Annotated in this window: 16 protein-coding genes and 3 pseudogenes; 6 read left to right on the top strand and 13 right to left on the bottom strand. The window is 64.3% G+C overall.

What is annotated here, in order from left to right:
• Window positions 1-3 precede the first annotated feature (3 nt).
• The 7 genes and pseudogenes from AC1DES_RS01140 to AC1DES_RS01110 all read right to left on the bottom strand — a co-directional run.
• Window positions 4-1,218 (bottom strand): MFS transporter, encoded by a 1,215-nt coding sequence (locus AC1DES_RS01140; RefSeq protein ID WP_476893853.1) that lies wholly within the window; start codon window positions 1,216-1,218, stop codon window positions 4-6.
• A gap of 101 nt (window positions 1,219-1,319) precedes the next feature.
• Window positions 1,320-2,057 (bottom strand): GAF and ANTAR domain-containing protein, encoded by a 738-nt coding sequence (locus AC1DES_RS01135; RefSeq protein WP_476893852.1) that lies wholly within the window; start codon window positions 2,055-2,057, stop codon window positions 1,320-1,322.
• Between the two features lie 74 nt (window positions 2,058-2,131).
• Window positions 2,132-3,439: a MinD/ParA family ATP-binding protein gene (locus AC1DES_RS01130; RefSeq protein WP_476893851.1), complete on the bottom strand. Its 1,308-nt coding sequence runs from the start codon at window positions 3,437-3,439 to the stop codon at window positions 2,132-2,134.
• A gap of 654 nt (window positions 3,440-4,093) precedes the next feature.
• Window positions 4,094-4,909 carry an MBL fold metallo-hydrolase gene (locus AC1DES_RS01125; protein ID WP_476893850.1) on the bottom strand — a complete coding sequence of 272 codons (816 nt, stop codon included), beginning with the start codon at window positions 4,907-4,909 and terminating at the stop codon, window positions 4,094-4,096.
• Window positions 4,910-5,083: 174 nt separating this feature from the next.
• Window positions 5,084-5,278: a hypothetical protein gene (locus AC1DES_RS01120; RefSeq protein WP_476893849.1), complete on the bottom strand. Its 195-nt coding sequence runs from the start codon at window positions 5,276-5,278 to the stop codon at window positions 5,084-5,086.
• 164 nt (window positions 5,279-5,442) lie between these two features.
• Window positions 5,443-6,237 carry a LysM peptidoglycan-binding domain-containing protein gene (locus AC1DES_RS01115; protein ID WP_476893848.1) on the bottom strand — a complete coding sequence of 265 codons (795 nt, stop codon included), beginning with the start codon at window positions 6,235-6,237 and terminating at the stop codon, window positions 5,443-5,445.
• A 581-nt stretch (window positions 6,238-6,818) separates the two neighbouring features.
• A pseudogene (locus tag AC1DES_RS01110) lies at window positions 6,819-7,094 on the bottom strand (2-oxo acid dehydrogenase subunit E2); the annotation flags it as partial.
• Window positions 7,095-7,412: 318 nt separating this feature from the next.
• On the opposite strand from AC1DES_RS01110, the gene AC1DES_RS01105 reads away from it, so the two are divergent.
• The 3 genes and pseudogenes from AC1DES_RS01105 to AC1DES_RS01095 all read left to right on the top strand — a co-directional run bounded on the left by AC1DES_RS01105 (window position 7,413) and on the right by AC1DES_RS01095 (window position 10,239).
• The gene (locus AC1DES_RS01105; RefSeq protein ID WP_476893847.1) at window positions 7,413-8,612 is read left to right on the top strand and encodes an IS110 family RNA-guided transposase; all 1,200 of its coding nucleotides are present in this window, start codon (window positions 7,413-7,415) and stop codon (window positions 8,610-8,612) included.
• 137 nt (window positions 8,613-8,749) lie between these two features.
• Window positions 8,750-9,031 carry a hypothetical protein gene (locus AC1DES_RS01100; RefSeq protein WP_476893846.1) on the top strand — a complete coding sequence of 94 codons (282 nt, stop codon included), beginning with the start codon at window positions 8,750-8,752 and terminating at the stop codon, window positions 9,029-9,031.
• 61 nt (window positions 9,032-9,092) lie between these two features.
• Window positions 9,093-10,239: pseudogene (locus AC1DES_RS01095) on the top strand (IS3 family transposase).
• A 630-nt stretch (window positions 10,240-10,869) separates the two neighbouring features.
• Here the strand turns inward: AC1DES_RS01095 and AC1DES_RS01090 are convergent.
• The 4 genes from AC1DES_RS01090 to pdhA form a co-directional block, all read right to left on the bottom strand.
• Window positions 10,870-12,081 carry a hypothetical protein gene (locus tag AC1DES_RS01090; protein WP_476893845.1) on the bottom strand — a complete coding sequence of 404 codons (1,212 nt, stop codon included), beginning with the start codon at window positions 12,079-12,081 and terminating at the stop codon, window positions 10,870-10,872.
• A gap of 228 nt (window positions 12,082-12,309) precedes the next feature.
• Window positions 12,310-13,758 (bottom strand): dihydrolipoamide acetyltransferase family protein, encoded by a 1,449-nt coding sequence (locus AC1DES_RS01085; RefSeq protein WP_476893844.1) that lies wholly within the window; start codon window positions 13,756-13,758, stop codon window positions 12,310-12,312.
• A 2-nt stretch (window positions 13,759-13,760) separates the two neighbouring features.
• On the bottom strand, window positions 13,761-14,873 hold the full coding sequence (locus tag AC1DES_RS01080; protein ID WP_476893843.1) for an alpha-ketoacid dehydrogenase subunit beta: 1,113 nt from the start codon (window positions 14,871-14,873) through the stop codon (window positions 13,761-13,763).
• A complete protein-coding gene (gene pdhA / locus AC1DES_RS01075; RefSeq protein ID WP_476893842.1) occupies window positions 14,870-16,111 on the bottom strand; it encodes a pyruvate dehydrogenase (acetyl-transferring) E1 component subunit alpha in 1,242 nt (413 codons plus the stop codon). Before pdhA ends, AC1DES_RS01080 begins: the two co-directional genes overlap by 4 nt.
• Window positions 16,112-16,269: 158 nt before the next feature.
• On the opposite strand from pdhA, the gene AC1DES_RS01070 reads away from it, so the two are divergent.
• Together AC1DES_RS01070 and AC1DES_RS01065 are read left to right on the top strand one after the other, a co-directional pair.
• A complete protein-coding gene (locus tag AC1DES_RS01070) occupies window positions 16,270-16,734 on the top strand; it encodes an Lrp/AsnC family transcriptional regulator (protein WP_476893841.1) in 465 nt (154 codons plus the stop codon).
• Window positions 16,735-16,971: 237 nt separating this feature from the next.
• A pseudogene (locus AC1DES_RS01065) lies at window positions 16,972-17,231 on the top strand (transposase); the annotation flags it as partial.
• Here AC1DES_RS01065 and AC1DES_RS01060 read toward each other — a convergent pair.
• The gene (locus tag AC1DES_RS01060) at window positions 17,177-17,305 is read right to left on the bottom strand and encodes a hypothetical protein (protein WP_476893840.1); all 129 of its coding nucleotides are present in this window, start codon (window positions 17,303-17,305) and stop codon (window positions 17,177-17,179) included. The pseudogene AC1DES_RS01065 and the gene AC1DES_RS01060 sit on opposite strands and share 55 nt — an antisense overlap.
• 53 nt (window positions 17,306-17,358) lie before the next feature.
• Window positions 17,359-17,727 carry a transposase gene (locus AC1DES_RS01055; RefSeq protein ID WP_476893839.1) on the bottom strand — a complete coding sequence of 123 codons (369 nt, stop codon included), beginning with the start codon at window positions 17,725-17,727 and terminating at the stop codon, window positions 17,359-17,361.
• Window positions 17,728-18,005: 278 nt separating this feature from the next.
• Here AC1DES_RS01055 and AC1DES_RS01050 point away from each other — a divergent pair, with 278 nt between their 5' ends.
• The gene (locus AC1DES_RS01050; RefSeq protein WP_476893838.1) at window positions 18,006-19,520 is read left to right on the top strand and encodes a tyrosine-protein kinase domain-containing protein; all 1,515 of its coding nucleotides are present in this window, start codon (window positions 18,006-18,008) and stop codon (window positions 19,518-19,520) included.
• Window positions 19,521-19,589: the final 69 nt, after the last annotated feature.

Here is a 19,589-nt window from a genome sequence, read left to right as displayed (position 1 = left end):
GGGTCAGTAGTTCCGGCGGTGCTTGAGCCGGGGAATGGTGACGGCGAAGACGGCGGCGGCAGCGAAGCCGAGCACGCCGGTGGCGGCCACGCCGGCCCCGAGCGAGGCTATGGCGGTGACGCCTGACAGGAGCACGGGACCGCCGGTGGCGCCGGCGTCGGCCATGAACCGCCAGATTCCCAGGAACTGGCCGCGGCCGTTGTCGGGCGAAAAGTCGGCCCCGAGGGTCATGTTCAGCCCGGAACTGATCCCGTTGCCGAAGCCGATCAGGAGCGCCGCCAGCATCAGGCTTGCGAAGCCGGTGCTCAGCGGGATCAGGAACATGGCGGCGCCCATGATGATGTTGGACGGCACCGCAACCCACTGCCGGCCCTTGCGGTCCATCAGCTTTCCTGCCGGATAGAAGACCAGCATGTCGATCGCGCCGGAGATTCCGTAGATGAGGGACGCCTGGGTGGCGTCCATGCCCAGGTGCTCGGCCCACAGCGGGATCACCACTTGGCGGGAGGCCCGGATCGCGCTCAGCAGCAGCACGCCCATCCCCACGGTCAGGAACACCCCGGAATGGGAAACGGCGACGCTGCGGAGCGTGGGCTGCTGCATGGGAACGCCGTCCGCCGGTGCCGGATGCGCGACCAGATCGGGGATGGTCACGGACAGCGCCGCCGCGGCCGCCATGGCCACGACGCCGGTCCAGTACGCGCCGGTGATGCCGGAGAAGTGCATCACGGCGGCGCCGATGAAGGGCCCGATGAAGATGCCGATCCGGTTGACGCCGCCAAGCGTGGACAGGGCCCGCGCCCGCAGGAGCACCGGCACCGCTTCCGTCAGGTACTTCTGCCGGGCCAGGCTGAATACGCTCGCGGCCATCCCGACGACGACCATCGCCGCTGCCAGTAGCCACAGGCCCGCGGGGACGAAGGGCGAGATGGCTGCTGCCGCGAGTGCGAAGGCGCTGGCGACGGCGGCGCCCACGATCGCCCAGCGTTCGCCGAATTTCAGCGTGATGAGCGACGCCGGCAGGTTGAAGAACCAGGAGCCGAGGCCGATCAGCGTGACGATCAGGGCTGCGACGGCCACGGAGGCGCCCAGGTCGCGGGCGGACAAGGCGACCACCGGCAGGATCGCCCCTTCGCCGATACTGAACAGCAGCGCCGGGCCGAAGGCGGGGACGGCGATGCTGCGGAGGCTGAAGGAAGCTTGGCGTGTAGTGGTCATCCCCTTCATCCTAGGGCTGGCGGACCAACCCGTGGCGCACCCAAGGCGACACCCGTGGCTCCAGCGTGCCGGCCAACCTCGTCACCGCGCCGGCCAACCGGCTAGGCGTCGAAGTGGGTATGGACGTCGCCGCTGGTGAGGTTCCGCAGCACTTCCGCGGCGACGGCCCGGAGCTTTTGGTTCCGGTTGCTGGAGACGCGGGTAAGGATGGCCATGGCCTCGTCCTGGGAGCAGCGGTTTTGGGCCATGATGACCCCGCAGGCAAGATCGATGGACGTGCGGTTTTCCATGGCGGCCTGCAGGTCCTCGGCCCGGGACTGGACAGTTCCAATCCTGACTGCCAGGCGCAGGGCGCGGCCGGCAAGGTCCGCGAATCCTGCGGCCTCGGTGATGATTTGCTCGGTAAAAAGCCCCGTGTCCGCGCCGAAGAAATTCAATGCGGCGGCCGCGTCCTCACCGATCTCCAGCGGCACCCCGAGCGTGCTCCGGCAGCCGTGTTCCGCGAGCTGCCGCTGGTAGGCGGGCCACCGGGGGTCCGTGCTGACATCGGCCAGCAGGATCACGCTTTTGGTCCGCAAGGCCTCGATGCAGGGCCCCTCGCCGAGGGCCTGCTCAATCCGGTCAAGCGTGAGGGCCCGCGGACTGCTGCCGGCGACCGTCATGGTCCGCTTCCGGCGCTGGAGCGTCACGCCGCACTCGATCTCGGCACCGACCATCTTGCTCAGTGTGGCTGCGGAGAACTCCGCGAGACGGCCCAGGAAGTCCTCGACGCTCTCCGTCCCCATGAGAAGGTCCTGAAGGTGCAGGGCGGATTCGTCCCCGGCGTAGTTGTTGGCCATGCCTAAATGTAAAGCGGCGCCCGAAGGGCACACAACACGGATCGCCGCCGTTACGCCGTCGGCGCAGTCGCTGGCTAGGCGTACCCGTCCACGATCGCGGCCGCAATCTCACGGTAGGCGCGGCGCGTTTCCGGTCGAAGCACATCCAGGGTGACGAGGTCGCCGTCGGCCACTCCGCGGTCATGCGGAACCGCGATCAGCTGGCGGCAGATACCGGACAAGTGGTCCTCGATCGCATCCTTGTCCACCCGTGACGAGACTTCGTCCTTGTCCGTGATGACGACGACGGCGTTGCGCGCCAGTTCCTCGTAGCCGTGGCTGGCGAGCCAGTGCAGCGTGCTGCGGGCGCGCTTGGCACCGCTGACGGCGTAGCCCGCCGCGATGATGAGGTTGTCCGCGGACTGCAGGATGCCGCTCATCGCATTGTGGGTGACGCCGGTGCCGCAGTCGGTCAGGGCCACGGAATAGTAGCCGGAGATGAGCTTGCGGATCCGCAGGTACTCTTCGGCGGTCAGCGAGTCGGAGACCTCGGGGTCCTGCTCGCCGGCGATCAGGTGCAGCCGGCCGGCGTGGTGCATGTACCGTGCCAGTGCCGTGAGGGAGTCGACGGACTCGATGTTCTTGAGCAGATCCGTGATGGTGCGCGGGGTCTGCTGCTGGTAGATGCCCTCGCCGAGCGCACGCTCCACGAGATCACCGGAGTCGGGGTTCGCGTCGATCGCGCACGGCGGATCCCCGCGGAACTCGGCGAGGGTCAGCCCGACGCCGACGGTCGTGGAGGTCTTGCCGATACCGCCCTTCAGGCTCAGGACGGCCGTGTTGTAGCTGCCCTGGAGCTGCCGCGAGATGCGCCGGGCGAGCTCGTCCTCTTCCCGCTGGCGGGCGCTCGGGCCAAGGTTCAGGCCGCCGCCGGTGAGCTTGTAGAGGGCGCCGCGGACGCCGCCGACGGGGCGTGGCTTTTGTTCCCGGACGAACAGGCCCGGGGAGCTGATGAAGTCGGGCACCGGGCCCGAGGCCAGGGCCGCCGCCCGGCTGGCCGACCGGGTGGAGCGTGCGGGCTGGGCGGGCACGGAGGGGGCCGTTTCGGGCGCGGCGGGCATGGCTGCACGCGGGGGAAGCGGCGGAGCCGGATCAGGAGCAGTGCGGCCGGTGGCGGCCCGCGCTGGAGCCTGGGTCGCGTCCGCGGCGGCTGCGGCTTCGGCCCAGGATCCGCTGCGGACCGTGCTGGCCACCGGGGTGTCGACGTCGTCGGGCGAGATGCTTGGCATGGTTCCTGTCGGGGGGTCGGAGTCATCGCGCCGGCGGTCCCGCCGTCGCCGGAGCTCGGGTAGCTCCGCCTCGAGGGCAGCGTTAGCAGAAGTGTTGTCCACCGGTTCCGGCATAAGTGTTCCCCTAGGACTGACAGCGCAGACCGCTGCGGCGCTCGTTTGAATAGGTCCAAAGAGCAAGTCTAGGCGCAAGACGCATCGGCCCCCGACAAGGAAGCGTTGCGGAGCGGGGAAAAGGGTTGCGTATTGACCGAGCTAGAGGATGCCGAGCGCCAGCACGACGATAGCGGCCGTGGCTACGGCCAGGACCACCAGGCCCACGTACGCAGGCCACTTGGGGCGCGAACGGTGGGGGTTGATGTCGAGGTACGGCACGGTCAAGGCTCCTGGTGTTGAGGGGTGGGTGCAAGGCGCCGGCGTTTGAGCCGAAGCATCGCGTAGAAAACAGCACCGGGAAGCATAAGGATCCCCAGCAAAGCGGACAGGGCAAGGAAATAGTCGAGCAAAGTCACAGGTGAGACCTCCTGGATTCAGCGACATCGTCTGTGGCGTGCCGCGGATCCCCATCCACCGGGCGAGCTGAGCGCTAACGAGAATTGAAAAGCTTGGTGAGATCCTGATCTCCCCCCAAGAAGTTACCGTAGGACCGGACCAAGATACCCGAGCATTGACGTCTTCAGGAAACCCTGAGGAAATCCTTGCACTTCCTAGTGTTTGCCTCGGTGAGGTTACCCGGAAACACGGAGGGTGTCAGCCGCAGGCAGCGGCTCAGTGGTGGGCCCGCGTCTCCTGCAGCCGCTTGATGAACCACCGGGACTGTTCCGGACCGTACGGGAGGATCGGGATGGCCTTGGTGGCGTCGTCGGGGGTTTCCCGGGTGGCCTGGGTCGCCTGCCGCACCGCCGTGGTCATGGTGTTGGCCATGGTCTTGACGAACTGGTCGCTGCACGGCTCTCCGTGCCCCGGAATCAGGAATTCGTAGCGGTGGCGCAGCGCGGAGAGATGCCGCAACGCATCGGCCCATTCCTCTGGGTAGGAGTCCTCGAAGGACGGATGCGAGCCTTGTTCCACCAGATCGCCCGCGTAGAGGGTGGTGGCCGTCCCCACCAGCAGATCCCCGTCGGTGTGCCCGCGTCCCAGATAGAAAAGAGTTGCGTTAAGGCCGCCGAGATCGACAAGGACAGGCTGGTCCTTGACGATGGCGTTCGGCACGACGAGCTCGACGTTGCTGCCATCCCCGACGGCCATTTCCGGCTCCTCGACGGCGACGAGGGGGCGCTGGCTGTCGCCGTTGTCCTCGATCTCCGAGGCGCAGTTCTGGTGCGCCCAGAACTCCGCGGCCCCGTCCTCGGCGAAGACCGCGTTGCCGAAGAAGTGGTCGAAGTGGGCGTGGGTATTGACGACGACGAGCGGCAGCTGGGTCTTTTCACGCACGGCATCGAGGATCTCCCGGCCCTGCCGGGGCCCGCCGCCGGTGTCAATCACCATGGCGCGTTCGGTGCCGACAACCAGGCCGGTGTTGAGCAGGGAACCTTGGGTTGTCAACACGTAGTTGTCGGGGCCAACCTCGAGCCATCGTGACATTAAATCTCCGTATTCCGGCGTGGGCGTTGCGGTGTTCTGGCCTCGATTCTACCAACGCACCGCTGGCAATTCGCTGGAGGCAACGGCTGAACACCACCCCGGAATTCGCGCGGGAGGACCAACGCCCGGCCGGTGGCCAGTGCTGGTTCTCTCGCACTCGTCGCGGGGCCGCCGCTAACGCTGCAGTGCCATGACCACAACGACGGCGGTCACGGCGGCCAACAGGGCCAGGCCCACGTAGGCCATCGCGTGGAGCCGACGCCGGCGGAGCTCGCGTTTGACGTACGGTTCATAGTGTCCACTCACGTTGGCCGCCTTCGATGGGTGCGCGCTGGCCAGGTTCCGCCCCGGCATGCTGTTTGTCGTCATTTGCCGAAGCTATCGTTTGGTTTGAGACGGGGTCAGAGTGCCAACTACTTGTCTTTGGCCCGGACAATACTTGGATCCTCAGGCTTGCGCGGCGGCGGCAGTTCCCGTGCGGACGGCGCCTCAGGGCATGGCAATCATCCGGGCTGCACGCGAAGAAATCAGGGCTAGTTCAGTGCGATGAGCAGCATCTGGTTCGTTCCCGGGATGCACGTCTGCAGGATCGCCCGGGGGAAGCCGCCGAACACGGCGGCAACGTCGTTGGTGGTTCCGTTCTGGGGAACCTGCCCGCGGCCCGTGGCCGTATAGGTTCCGAAGCCGGGGATGGCCACCGTCTCACCGACCCAAATCCCGGAGAAGCGCGCCCATCCTCCGCAAAAGTCGTGTTCGGTGATGAACAGCGAGTATGCGTCTGTCGGGGTGAAGTGGATCGGGCCGATGCAGCGGTCCACCATGGCCTGGCCTCCTGCTCCGGCGACGTAGATGGTCCGGACCGTCGGAGCGACAGCGGCGGCCGCCGGCACAGCTGTGGTTTGATAGGGAACTGTGAGCTCGGGAGCAGGTGCAGGAACATCGAGTGGAGGGCCCGAAAGTTTCAGCGTCTGGCCGGGGAAGATCAGGGTGTACACGCCCAGCCCGTTGGCGGCAAGCATCTGGTAGGCATCGACACCGAAACGGGTTGCGATGGCACTGACGGTATCGCCGGGCGCCACCACGTACTCGTTGGTGGCAGGTGCACTTGATGCGGCCCCGTCCGGCACGGCTGCGGGCGCGGGCTCCACCACCGCAGCTGGGACGGCTCCCGTATCGTCGGCAGCCGGAGGCGGGACCTCCTCAGGAACGGCCTCGGGTGTGGTCGCCGGGACAGCGGCAGCCGGAGAGCTCGGGGCCGGGGCCGGAGGGTCTTTCGTGGGCTCCACGCTTGTGGCCGAAGGGCTCTGAGTGGTCGCTGCAACCGTCATTCGAGCGGCCGGTTGAATCGCCAGGAACCCTGCCATGGCACATACGAGCAGGAGGCCTGCAGTGGTGATCAGCAGAGTGAGAGTATTTCGTGCAAACCGGCGGCTTCTCGGAAGCGCATTTTCCTTCGGGTCCATCTGAACCAGCCCGATCCCGTGACTCGGCGGCTAACCGGAGACCATATCCTGGAATCCCGCTCAAGGTGTCCAGACTGTTCGGTCCAGACCCGATGGCCTATGGTCCAAGATGCGGTTAGGGATAGCCCGGGCCCAGCGCCGGATTAATGCCGAGTCTAGGGACGCGGAATTTGCTTCACACGCGTAGCCCGCGCCTCAATGATCCTGGCGAATTACCCGGTATCCGGGATCGGGCTACGCGCATGGTGCCGAAGTGCCGAAGAAATGTCGGAGGATGCGACCCCCTGTGCCGCATGGTGTTCTCCAAGAAGAACACGATCATCGAACAACTTCGCCCACACTGAGCAGAATGTTGCCAGTGCTCGCGTAACAATTGAACCGGAAATTCCCGAAGCAGAGTTCCGGCTGTCTCCATTATTCGCACCGGGTCGCTACTTGACGCAGCCTCACATGTCTGCCAGCACGGTCCCCGGGTTCTCGATCGCGTCCGCCACGTAGCGCAGGAAACCGCCGGCCGTCCCGCCATCACAGACCCGGCGGTCGAAGGTCAGCGTCAGCTCGGTGACCTTGCGGACCGCGAGTTCCCCGTTGACCACCCAGGGCTTGTCGATGATCCGGCCGACACCGAGGATCCCCACCTCCGGGTGGTTGATGATCGCGGCGGAACCGTCCACACCGAACACGCCGTAGTTGTTCAGGTTTAACGTGCCGCTCCCCAGCTCCACGGATGCCGACAAGCTCAGCGCCCGCGAGCTGGAGGCCGAGAGCCGTCGGCTCACCGCCGTCGTCCGCGAGGGCAAGGCGACCGCCCCGTTACATTTATTGGGTTCCCGATGGCCGGGGACATGGTCGCTGGACCCGGTATGACTTTCCTGCCCTGTCATTGATGATCCGGGGGGTGTTGTCGCCGGGTCCGGAGGCACTTGTTGACCGCTGATAGGGACAAGGCCCGGGCCAGCGGGTTCAGGTCTCTTCGTAACGTGGGTGCCGGCATCGGGTGTCGTGACTGCGGCCATATAGTGGTGCAAAGGAGCGCCAGTATGGATCAGGGATTCGATGTTTACTGCGGACTTGATGTCGGCAAGAGCGAACACCACGCCACTGCGCTGAGCCGCGCCGGCGAACGCCTTTTTGATAAGCCGCTGCCGCAGGATGAAGCCCGGCTTCGGGAGCTTTTCACGACGTTGCAGCAGCATGGGAACGTGCTGATGGTCGTGGACCAGCCCAACACCGTCGGGGCGCTGCCCGTGGCGGTGGCCCGGGATTGCGGCTGCGAGGTCGCCTACCTGCCGGGCCTGGCGATGCGCAAAGCGGCGGATCTGTATCCCGGGAATTCAAAAACGGATGCCCGGGACGCGTTCATCATCGCCGAGACGGCCAGGGCGATGCCTCACGCGCTGCGGGCCGTTGACCGGGACAGCGAGGTCCTCTCGGCGCTGAAGGTGCTCTCCGGGTTTGACGCCGACCTGACCCACGAATGCACCCGGGCGATCAACCGGCTTCGGTCCCTGCTGCTGCAGATCTTCCCGGCTCTGGAACGCGCCTTTCCCGGCACGGTCCTCACCCGACCACTGGTCCTGGACCTGCTCATCAAATACGCCGGTCCCACGGGCCTGCGCACCGCAGGCCGCACCAACGTGCTGCGCTGGGCCCGCCACCACAGCCGGAAGGACCCGGCCAAACTCATCGACGCCATCTTTGCCGCGCTCGGAGAACAGACCGTGACGGTCGCCGGAACCGAAGCCGTCGAGCTCGTCATCCCCCGCGTTGCCGCCCAGATTCAGGAACTCAAACACCAGCGCACGATCGTCGCCGCCGAAGTCGAAAAACTCCTCGATGACTTCCCTCTTTCCCGGGTCTTGATGTCCATGCCGGGAGTCGGCATCAAGACCGCAGCGACGATACTCCTGACCATCGGCGACGCGAGCAGCTTCAAAACCGCCGGGCACCTCGCCGCATACGCCGGCATCGCACCCGTCACCCGCCGCTCCGGCACCTCCATCCGCGGCGAATTCCCGGCCCGCTCCGGCAACAAACAACTCAAGAACGCCCTGTTCAGATCCGCCTGGATAGCGTCCTGCCACGACCCGCTCTCAAAGGCCTACTACGACCGGAAACGCGCCCAAGGAAAGAAACACAACGCCGCCGTCATCTGCCTGGCCCGCCGCCGCTGCGACGTCATCTTCGCCATGCTCAAGAACGGAACTCTCGACCAGGCAGAGACTCCCCAGGCCGCTTGACCAAAAGCATAGGGACACCCCCCCCGATCCTGGCCACAACCCAAGCGAACCTGACCGCCTTCTGGAACGCCATCGATGCTGGGGGAATCCGTATATTGACCGGGACTAACCCGTCCCGGCTCAGCTATACCGGGACCATGCAGAATGACACACTGATCCTGAACCAGTGGATGAGGGCTCAGGGACGCACGCGCCGCAACCTCGCCGTCATTGGCTGCTTCTCCACCATCGTCGCCCCTGGTCTGGCAACCGCCCGCACGGACGTAACGGCGATCGATTCAACAGACAATATCCGCTTCACGGCTACGGGCGCAGGCATCGCAGGGCGGGAGCTTGCCACTGTCATATCGGGGCTTGTTCCGGCATCGTTCGACCTGTCCACAGCAGAAAAAATTGACGGTGGTTGGGTCCCCAGATAGAAGTCCAGTGTTTGTGTGAGTTTCGTGTCCGAGAATGGACACAGGAGGAAATTCACGAATCATGGCACGCAGACACACCCCCGAGCAGGTCATCGCCACGGTCCGGCAGGGCCAGAAAATGCTCAATGACGGGCGCCCGATGGTCGAGGTCATCAGGGAGCTCCAAGTCACCGAAGCGACCTGGTACCGCTGGCTGAACCAGTACGGGTCAGAGAAGAACGCCGAGGCGTCCAAGTGGACGAAGGAGCTGGAGAAGGAGAACGCCCGCCTCAAGCGGCTGCTGGCGGAGAAGGAACTGGCCATCGACATCCTCAACGAGGTGGCCAAGGGAAAATTCTGAGCCCCGAACCCCGCCGCCGTGCCGTGCGCATGGCGGTGGAGAAGTTCGGGGCGTCCGAACGCTTCGCCTGCAAGGTCATTGGGCAGAACCGGTCCGCGTTCCGCAAAAAGAAGCCCGACATGGGTGTCGAGGAAGCCCGGCTTCGTGCAGCCCTGCGCGCAGTCGCCGGCAAGCATCCGGCATGGGGTTGGCGGAAGGTGCGCTGGCATCTGCTGGCCCAGCCGGAGTGGGGCGGCGTGGCGCTGAACAGGAAGCGGGTGCGCCGGCTCTGGCGCGACGAAGGCCTGGTCTGTAAACCAGGGCGCGGAAGAAGCGCCGGACCGGGCCCGGCGCCGGGGAGCAGAAGCGCCTCACCGCCGAGTACCCGATGCACGTGGTCAGCTTCGACTTCCAATCGGATGTGACCTCCTGCGGCCGGAACATCCGCTTCTTCTTTCGTCTCGACGAATACACCCGGACCGCGTTGGCGATCATCCCGCGCCGGTCATTCAAAGCCACGGACGTGGTCGCAGTTCTGGAGAACATCATCGCCGAAACCGGCACCGCTCCGACCTACGTCAGGTGTGACAACGGCCCGGAATTCACCGCCGCCGCCCTGATCGAGTGGTGCAACACGGCCGGGGTCGACACTGCCTTCATCGACCCGGGATCACCCTGGCAGAACGGTTTCATCGAATCCTTCAACGCCCAATTCAGAAGGGAACAACTCTCCGGAGAAATCATGGACAGCATGGCCGAAGCGAAGTATTTGGCCGAGGAATGGAAAGCTATCTACAATCATGAACGGCCCCACGGATCCCTGGACGGCATGACGCCGAAACGCTACTGGGAAAACTGGACGCAAGAAATCCAATCAGATATCGCATAGACGCTGGACTGCTAACGGGGGCCCAACCAACGGGTCCAGCAACCTCATGCAGAACTGGAACACGCTCCGACTCGCCACCGACATGACCGCTGGCCCGCCGTCAGGCTGGGTGCAATCATGGACCGGTACACCACGCAGACCATTTCCGGTGAAACACGCACGGATACCATCCCGGGCAAATGGCAGAAGATGGTCGTCCCAGCCAGGTTCGAAGGGTCAGATTGAAGCGTTCTCATACCCTTACGCTGCTGGCACCATCATGCCTGGTGACACCGTATACGCCACCGTGGAGTACGATGCATCCGCATTGCCCCAATCCCCGTGGCGGCACGAGCGGTTTGGGATTGATCCTTTCCACAGCTACTGCCCTGACAGCAAGTGGGCCGCGTTCCGATGACTGGGCTATTTTGCAAGTCAGCCAAAACTACCCAGTCTTTGACCGGACCGGGGTGTTCCGCACACCGTCGTTTGTAGTCCCATCAGACGGGGACACGGCGGTGTTGCTCGGGATTTACATGACCGAAGGCACGTACAAGCTGGACCGCGTAGGCATCTTCAAGGCGCAAAGGTCCGGACACCTAAGAGCCGCGCTCTCCAACGATGGAGAGGGGGCGGATTGTACTCGTCCGGCTAGGTTATGGTCAGCTTGGCGGGAAGAGTAGAGACCGAGTGAATTTCGTCCGGCTCCTTCCATGTCACGAGCACAACAAATGCGGCCAAGACGACGTGAAGGTGAGGCTGGTAGGGGGAAAACAGGATGTCCCATGAAGCCGCGAGTGCCCAGAAAACCGACAGGGGCAGTAGCTCCCCACCAGGCCTCCGATGTGCTATCGCACGCATCCCAAGGTAGATCATGAAGGCCCATGGGAGCGCCCCAAGAACTCCTGACAACGTCCATCCCGAAAAGAGTAGCGAATGGCTGTTGACACCGTCGCCGAACAGCCGTATCTGCTGCTCCTTGGCTATCATGGCGCCCGAGTTGTAAAGCAGATTAAGCGCTGAAGTCTGCGAATCCGGGTCTAGGTGACCATGCGTGCCCAGGCCAAAAAGCGGGGCGGAGCCAACAGCATAAAGGGACCCGACGATCTCGGGCCGGGCTGCAACCAGCAGGTTTCCCTCCTGGATCTGCGTCTGATATTTTGCGGCTGCCTCAGAAGGCAGCAGGCCATCGCTGGCAGCCAATGCGTAGAGCCCGTAACTCGCGTAGACAAACACCAGCAAGCCAAGGAATAGCTTGATCATCGGATGCTTCCGGCCGGGTTTCCGAGGGCGCCGCATCACTAGCATGATCACAAGGGCTGCGAGAGCTATGCCGGCCATGCTGCGGAAGCCGTTGAAGAAGCTGTAAGCCGCTGAAACTGCCAGCACTGCACCGGAAAGGGCAGAAGACGCCTTGGTGGGGCCGGCCACCAGCGCCAGTGCCAGCAGGGTTATGGGCAGCGCCAGCCCATACTTCCATGGATTCACGTCATAGTCAGTAGTTCCGTTGGCGAGAACAAAGATCAGATGGGACAACACGGCCCCAATGATCACTGCCCGGAGCTGAGTGCGGCTGCCCCTCGCGATCCAGCCGAGCATCAAAGTGCTTAGCCCCAGCAATGCAGGCAGAGCGAGGCTGCTCAGGGTGTCGCGCACACCAACGCTGTGGATTTGGTCCGAGACCACTATGGATGCGAGCCAGAGCACGATAGTTACCAGGAACCGTCGCATGTCTTGGTGCTTCCACGCCCACGATATGAGCAGGAAAATAATGGCGGCCGCGCAAATCTCAAGTGCGGTAGCCCAGCCAAATCCTCTGAAGCTGATCGCTGCTAGAAGCGTGACGCCGATGGCTGTCTCCAAGAACCATCGCTTATCCCGTGGTTTAGCGGGAATATGTACTGGCCGCACGGAAGTTGTCGCCATTCCTGAATACCTCGCATCGTCCCCGGGTGCCCGCTTGGCACTCTGCGGGCGTACCGGCTAAGTCTACGGTCACTAAAGACCGGTTAAGTGACGACGTCCGCCAATGTTCCCGACGCCCATGGCGATTAGCCAAGACGGTGTGAGGCGCATCCCGTTCTTTCGTTCTTACATATCCGCCAGCACGGTCCCCGGATTCTCGATGGCGTCGGCCACGTAGCGCAGGAACCCGCCGGCCGTTCCGCCGTCACAGACGCGGTGGTCGAACGTGAGCGTCAGCTCGGTAACCTTGCGGACGGCGAGTTCCCCGTTGACCACCCAGGGCTTGTCGATGATCCGGCCGACACCCAGGATCCCCACCTCCGGGTGGTTGATGATCGCGGCGGAACCGTCCACCCCGAAAACACCGTAGTTGTTCAGGGTGAAGGTGCCGCTGCCCAGTTCCGCAGGGGTCGCCTTGCCCTCGCGGACGACGGCGGTGAGCCGGCGGATCTCGGCGTCCAGTTCGCGGGCGCTGAGCTTGTCCGCGTTGCGCACGGACGGGACCATGAGTCCGCGGTCGGTCTGCGCCGCGAAGCCAAGGTTGACCCCGTCAAACGCGACGATCTCCTGCATGGCGCCGCCGGCGGTGTCCTCGGTGGTGACGACCCGCGTGTTCAGCTCCGGGAACTTCTTCAGCCCGGCGGTGACGAAGCGGGCGATGAACGCAAGCAGCCCCGGCGTGTCGTGCGGGTCCGCCTTCTTCAGCGCCGCACGCATCTCCACGAGCGCCGTGGCGTCCACATCCACCCACACGGTGGCTTCGGGGATCTCGGACCGGCTGCGCGTCATGTTCGCAGCCACGGCCTTGCGCACGCCGCGGACGGCCGTCCGCCCGGCAATGCCCAGGCCGGTGCGGGCGTCGGTGTCGCCGGTTGTTGAACTTGCCAGCGCCGCGGGCCGTCCGGTGGCGACGGGCTCCACTGCGGCGGCGGGCTTGATCACGGCCTCGACGTCGCGGCGCATGATGAGTCCGCTGGCACCCGATCCCTGGAGTCCCCCCAAGTCAACTCCATGATCGCGGGCCATTTTCCGGACCAGCGGGGAAATAACGGCGCCCAGCTTCCCGGGAACGCGGGTCCGCATCAGCAGCAGGTCATCGGCGGCCTTCTCCTGGGCCGACACCGTGGTGTCAGCACCAAGCGCCTCAACGGGAGAGGCCTCCGGACGCTTCGGGGCCCGGGTCCGTCGGGCAACCCCGTGCCCGCCGGGGGTTCCGTACCCGATGAGGACGTTGCCGGAGCCGGCTTTTTCTTCCTCGCGGTAGACCTCGGCCGCGACGTCAGCAGCGGACTCGGCATCATCGCGGGTGATCTCATTGGGAACGCGGGAGCCGGCCGGCGTCACCGAGATCAGCGGCTTGCCGACGTCGAGCGTCTGGCCGGGCTCGCCGTGCAGGACGGCGACGGTGCCGGCGTACGGGGAGGGCACCTCCACCATGGACTTGGCGGTCTCGACCTCGGCGATCGGCTGGTCGACGCGGATTTCGTCGCCCACCTTCACGAGCCAGCTGACGAGCTCGGCTTCGGTGAGCCCTTCGCCCAGGTCCGGAAGGAGGAATACTTTCGGTTCGCTCATGGTCAGTCTTCCCACTGGAGGTCGTCAACGGCGTCGAGGATGCGGTCCACGCCGGGCAGATAGTAGTGCTCAAGCTTCGGCGCCGGGTACGGCACATCGAAGCCGGTAACGCGCCGGATTGGCGCGGCCAGGTAGTGGAAGCAGCGCTCCTGGACCCGGGCCACGATCTCGGAAGACACGGAGGCAAAGCCGTGGGCTTCGGCGATGACCACGGCGCGGCCGGTCTTGCGGACCGAGGCGCAGACCGTCTCGTCGTCGAACGGCACGATCGAGCGGACGTCGACCACTTCCAGCGACCGGCCTTCCTCGGCGGCCGCTGCAGCGGCCGCGAGTGCCGTCGGGACGGAGGGGCCGTAGGCGATCAGCGTGGCGTCGGTGCCGGGGCGGGCGACGGCGGCGCGGCCCTCCGAGGAGGTCCCGCTTTCGGTGTTCGCCGCATGCTCGGCCCGCAGCGCGTCCAGGTCCACCTGGTCCTTGGACCAGTAAAGCTTTTTCGGCTCCATGAACATCACAGGATCATCGGAGTCGATTGCTTCGCGGAGCATGCGGTAGCCGTCCGCGACCGTGGCCGGGGTGAAGACTTTGAGACCTGCTGTGTGGGCATAGTAGGCCTCGGAGGAGTCGCAGTGGTGCTCCACTCCCCCGATGCCGCCCGCGTACGGGACCCGGATCACGATGGGCAGCTTCACAGCGCCCTTGGTGCGGTTGTGCATCTTGGCCACGTGGCTGACGATCTGTTCGAAGGCAGGGTACGCGAAGGCGTCGAACTGCATTTCGATGACCGGGCGCATGCCGTTCATGGCCATGCCCACGGCCATCCCCACAATGCCGGACTCCGCCAGCGGGGTGTCGAAGCAGCGGGTCTTCCCGAACGTCTTGGTCAGCCCGTCAGTGATGCGGAACACGCCGCCGAGCATGCCGACGTCCTCGCCGAAGACCAGAACCGAGGGGTCCGCGTGCATGGCGTCGGCCATCGCGGTGTTCAGCGCCTTGGCCAGTGTGATGCTCTGGGGTCCGGTCTCTGCGGCGGTGGCCGCTGCCTTGGCGGCGGCGCGGGCGGTCGCGGCGCTGACGTTGCCGTTCGCCTCGGACGAGGTGGTGATGGTGGGGCTCATTTCGCGGCCTCTTCCCGGGCGAGCTCGTCGGCGAGCATGGCGGACTGTTCCTTCAGCTGCGGAGTGGGGGTGGAGAAAACGTGCTTGAAGAGGTCCTGCGGGTCCACCGGGACGTCTTCGCCCAGGCCTTCGCGGAGCTGGGTGGCAACGGCCTCGGCCTTGTCGGCGATCCGGGCGGCGACGTCGTCATCGAGCACCCCGCGGTCGGTCAGATACTTCTTCATCCGGCTCAGCGGGTCCTTGGCGACCCATTCTGCCACCTCGCTGTCCTGGCGGTAGCGGGTGGCGTCGTCGGCGTTGGTGTGGGCCTGCATGCGGTAGGTGTGGGCCTCGACCAGGAGCGGGCCGGACCCTTCCCGGGCCAGCTTGACGGCGCGGCCCAGCACGGCGAGGAGGGCGACGATGTCGTTGCCGTCCACGCGTTCACCGGCCATGCCGTAGCCCACGGCCTTGTGGGCGAGCGACGGTGCGACCGACTGGTGCGCGAGCGGCACCGAGATGGCGTACTGGTTGTTCTGGACGAAGAAGACCACGGGGAGGTGGAACACGGCGGCGAAGTTCAGGGCCTCGTGGAAGTCGCCTTCACTGGTGGCTCCGTCGCCGCACATGGCCAGGACCACGGTGTCCTCGCCGCGCAACTTGGCGGCGTGGGCCACGCCGACGCCGTGCAGCAGCTGGGTGGTCAGCGGCGTGCACTGGATGCCCACCTTGTGCTCGGCCGGGTTGTAGCCGCCGTGCCAGTCGCCCCGGAAGAGCGTCATGGTCTGGACAGGGTCGACGCCACGGGCCATGACGGCCACGGAGTCGCGGTAAGTCGGGAACATCCAGTCGCCCTCGGACAGGCACAGCGCAGCGGCGACCTGGCAGGCCTCTTGGCCGTGGCTGGAGGGGTAGACGGCCATCCGGCCCTGGCGGACGAGGGCTGAGTTCTGGTCGTTGACGCGGCGTCCGACGACGAGCTGTTCGTAGGCGGCCAGCAGTTCCGCCTCGCTGGGCAGGCTGTACTCGTGGCCGGGCTGGGTGCCCTGCTCGGTGTGCGGGTTCAGGGTGCCGTCCGGGCCCACCATCTGGATCTGGTGCCGGGCGGGCAGCATGTAGTCCTCGACCGTGATGCCGAACTTGCGCACGGCCTCGCTGGCGGCGTCTTCTGCCCCCTGGCCGGGCATGGTGCCTGCCGCGTTTTCCGCCGGCTCGCCCGCCTCGGGGTGGTGCGCAGTGTGGTCTGCGGAGATCGTCATTGGTCCGTCCTTCTGTAGCCACTAGTCTTTCCCAGTATGGCCCGGGCGATGTTTCGTATCCACCTCCGGGAGAAATCGTGGAGAAGTCCAAAATTTGGGCCAAATCTGGAAGACAGATTGTAAGTGTGAGCTGGATTACCGGCGGGAGTTGAAGACAAATGGCAGACCCTGAGTCCGAACAGGCGGCGGTCCCGCTGGATGATGTGGATCGGAACATCATTGCCGAGCTGACCAGGGACGGCCGGATGTCCGTGACGCAGGTGGCAGAGAACGTCCACATTTCGCGCGCCCACGCCTACACAAGGATCGCCCGGCTGACGGGCGAGGGCGTCTTGACCAAGTTCACGGCACTCGTGGACCCCATTAAGGCGGGCCTTAAGTCCTCGGCGTATGTGACGCTGAAAGTCCGGCAGCATTCCTGGCGGGAACTGCGCGAACTGCTGCGGACCATCCCCGAGGTGCACCACATCGCCCTGGTGGGCGGGGACTTCGACGTCATCCTGCTGGTGCGCGCCGTGGACAACATCGACCTGCGCCGGGTGATCTTCGACCAGCTTCAGTCCATGCCGGGGGTGCTGGACACCCAGACGTTTTTGGTGTTCGAGGATGTAGATACGCGGTAAGGCGTTGACGACCCATGTGTCGGTCCGGTCGGGCCCGTGCTGGTCCAGGGCCAGCTGCCAGTCCTGTTTGTCGTTGATCCAGTCGAACATGTGCACTTTCCGAACGGGAGGGGGTGTCAGATACTTTGTGCAGGAGGGCTGTAGTCATTGATTAATCGGAGAATCATTGTGGCTATGAATGAACCCCGTGAACTGCTCCCTGAGGAGCTGGGCCGCAGGGCGGTTGCGGCCGGGAGCATGGATGCTTTGAAGGCCTCCGGCGCCTTTGATGAACTGGCGCAGATCGATTCGGGCAGTTGGAACTCGATGGCAGAGACGGCTTCATCCAGCAGCTGATCAAGGCCTCGCTGGAACGCGGGCTGCAGGCCGAGCTGTCCGGGTACCTGGGTTATGACAAGGGTGATCCGGTCGGGCGGTTCCTGCCTAACGCCCGGAGCGGGCCCTATCCGAAGACTCTCGGGACTTCGGCGAGGGACGTGGGTCTGGCCATGCCGCGGGCAGCCGTCGGTGATTCTTCCTGGTCCCGCCACCGGTAGTACGAGACCCGCGGAATGCCCAGCCGGGCGCACATCGAGGTGACAGGGAATCCGGCGTTCTTCTCCTGAACAAGGCGGTAGAGGTCCTCTACCGTTGTTCTTGGGCGAAGAGCGCCGGAACTTCTTTCAGGAAATCATTCTCCCTTTCCAGCTCCCGCAGCCGTGCCTCCAACGCCTTGTAATTCGAGGGATCCAACGGATCATCAGGCCTGCCGCCGGCCCCGGCCTCCACTTCCCGATGCAGCTGCACGCACCGCTTCAGCGCCGCAACGGAGATCCCCAGCTCGGGGGCAACTGAGGCGGGCGAACGGCCAGAGGCAATGACAAGATTCACAGCGTCGGTTTTGAACTCATCGGAACAACTGGGACGGGAGGAAAAGGGCACAATCCTTTCAAACTGTCTCTCACAGCAGTAGTACACCTCACCCCGGGCATCCGCCGAGGTCGGAAGCGTCATTGCGGCACCCGGGAACCGCAACGGAGCAGGCAACAACATACCGCCACCGCACAGACCCTTCAGAACACCCGTCGACACAGAGCCCGCGGCATGCACCCGACATGACCTATAGCCCAGTCGAAACCGCTATGTGACTTCGAGCTCGAGCCCGGCACACATGTGACCATCGAAGGCGAACTCGAAATTCCACAGGTACAATTGGCGAGAGCGTGCGATACCGCCGTTCAGGGGAATGGGCCGCTAGGTCTTCCCGGTAATCGACACAGGGGGAAACCGGTTTGGACTTACGCGACTATCTGCGCATTCTGCGACGAAACTGGATCTTGATCGTTGCAGCGACGCTGGCAGGCCTCCTCGCCGGAGGAATGGTGTCCGTGCTCGCCAAGCCTACATACACCGCTGAGACTCAGCTGTTTGTCGCTATACAGGGTTCCGGGTCCATCCAGGAGCTCCAGCAGGGCAACACGTTCGGTCAAGCGCGGGTTCAGTCTTACGTCAAGACGGTCAACTCCCCCATGGTGCTTCAGCCGGCAATAGACACTTTGGGGCTCTCATTGACTGCAGAGCAGCTGTCCGATCGCGTGAAGGCAAGTACGGACCTAAATACGGTTCTCATTAACATTTCCGTTGTGGATGAATCCCCCGTGCAGGCGGCGGCAATCGCTCAGGCGGTCGCAAGTAGTCTCATTAGCGGGGTTGACAGACTCGAAAAACCAAAAGTTGGTGATTCGTCGCCAGTAAGTCTCTCGGTCATAAACCCAGCGACGGCGCCGGCTTCACCATCTAGCCCGAACACCCGCCTGAACCTAATTCTAGGACTCCTTATCGGACTTGCCATCGGGGTTCTCGCCTCCGTGTTGAGAACAACACTCGACACGCGAATACGAGGTGAGGCCGATCTCCGAGATGTGACAACCGCCCCGCTGTTGGGCGGCATTTCTTATGACCAAGATGCCGCTAAGAAGCCCCTACTGACCCAGGCGGGCCCGCAAAGTCCCCGAGCGGAGTCGTTCCGTCAGTTGCGAACCAATCTGCAGTTTGCCAACGTTTCAGACAAGGCCAAGACCGTGCTGGTTACTTCGTCGCTCCCTGGCGAGGGCAAGAGCACGACCGCAACAAACTTGGCCATCGCCCTCGCCCAGGCCGGCCAATCCGTTTGTCTGATTGATGCCGACCTAAGACGACCGATGATTAGCGAGTATCTGGGTCTGGACCGCAGCGCTGGACTCACGACGGCACTGGTCGGGCGAGCCGATATCAACGACTTGCTTCAGCCATGGGGCGACGACAACCTCTATGTTCTGACTTCCGGTCAGATACCGCCAAACCCGAGCGAGCTTCTTGGCTCTGCCGAAATGAAAGACCTAATCCTTCGTCTCGAGCAAGCTTTCGACACCGTCGTGGTTGATGCCCCACCGTTGCTGCCTGTCACAGACGCGGCCGTCTTATCACAGCATGTTGGAGGCGTCGTAGTGATAGTCGGATCCCAAAAACTTCGTCAACAGGATCTCAAGAAATCTATTGGTGCTTTGGAATTGGTCGGCTCGAACATTCTGGGAATCGTGCTGAACCGGCTTCCCGCTAGGGGACCTGATGCATATTCATATGGTTACTACAGCCACGTCGACGCCGCTACAACCAAGCCTGGCAGAAAGGTCTCCTCTGGGAGCCTGCATGCGCCAGAAGACCGTCCTTACTCCAGTAATGACTTTGACGAATTCGATCGCGCGATTTTGGCCTCAGCTCCACAACCAGCCCGGCGCTTTCTTGAGCCCAAATTGGATCATGAGTAGATGCCCGAGTTAAAAGTGCGAGCTAATCGCGACCGCCAACTGGTCAGTATCTCGGCCCTGCCCACCCTC

It is taken from the genome of Arthrobacter sp. 05T442, from assembly GCF_056395945.1.
This window is presented reverse-complemented; position numbering and strand designations above follow the sequence as displayed.

Excerpts from the sequence above, each read along its gene's own strand:
- AC1DES_RS01140 (WP_476893853.1), bottom strand. The coding sequence starts at position 1,218 with ATGACCACTACACGCCAAGCTTCCTTCAGCCTCCGCAGCATCGCCGTC.
- pdhA (WP_476893842.1), bottom strand. The coding sequence starts at position 16,111 with ATGACGATCTCCGCAGACCACACTGCGCACCACCCCGAGGCGGGCGAG.
- AC1DES_RS01080 (WP_476893843.1), bottom strand. The coding sequence starts at position 14,873 with ATGAGCCCCACCATCACCACCTCGTCCGAGGCGAACGGCAACGTCAGC.
- AC1DES_RS01055 (WP_476893839.1), bottom strand. The coding sequence starts at position 17,727 with ATGACGCTTCCGACCTCGGCGGATGCCCGGGGTGAGGTGTACTACTGC.
- AC1DES_RS01115 (WP_476893848.1), bottom strand. The coding sequence starts at position 6,237 with ATGACGGTTGCAGCGACCACTCAGAGCCCTTCGGCCACAAGCGTGGAG.
- AC1DES_RS01100 (WP_476893846.1), top strand. The coding sequence starts at position 8,750 with ATGCAGAATGACACACTGATCCTGAACCAGTGGATGAGGGCTCAGGGA.
- AC1DES_RS01070 (WP_476893841.1), top strand. The coding sequence starts at position 16,270 with ATGGCAGACCCTGAGTCCGAACAGGCGGCGGTCCCGCTGGATGATGTG.
- AC1DES_RS01130 (WP_476893851.1), bottom strand. The coding sequence starts at position 3,439 with ATGCCGGAACCGGTGGACAACACTTCTGCTAACGCTGCCCTCGAGGCG.
- AC1DES_RS01120 (WP_476893849.1), bottom strand. The coding sequence starts at position 5,278 with ATGACGACAAACAGCATGCCGGGGCGGAACCTGGCCAGCGCGCACCCA.
- AC1DES_RS01060 (WP_476893840.1), bottom strand. The coding sequence starts at position 17,305 with ATGTGCGCCCGGCTGGGCATTCCGCGGGTCTCGTACTACCGGTGGCGG.
- AC1DES_RS01085 (WP_476893844.1), bottom strand. The coding sequence starts at position 13,758 with ATGAGCGAACCGAAAGTATTCCTCCTTCCGGACCTGGGCGAAGGGCTC.
- AC1DES_RS01125 (WP_476893850.1), bottom strand. The coding sequence starts at position 4,909 with ATGTCACGATGGCTCGAGGTTGGCCCCGACAACTACGTGTTGACAACC.
- AC1DES_RS01135 (WP_476893852.1), bottom strand. The coding sequence starts at position 2,057 with ATGGCCAACAACTACGCCGGGGACGAATCCGCCCTGCACCTTCAGGAC.
- AC1DES_RS01105 (WP_476893847.1), top strand. The coding sequence starts at position 7,413 with ATGGATCAGGGATTCGATGTTTACTGCGGACTTGATGTCGGCAAGAGC.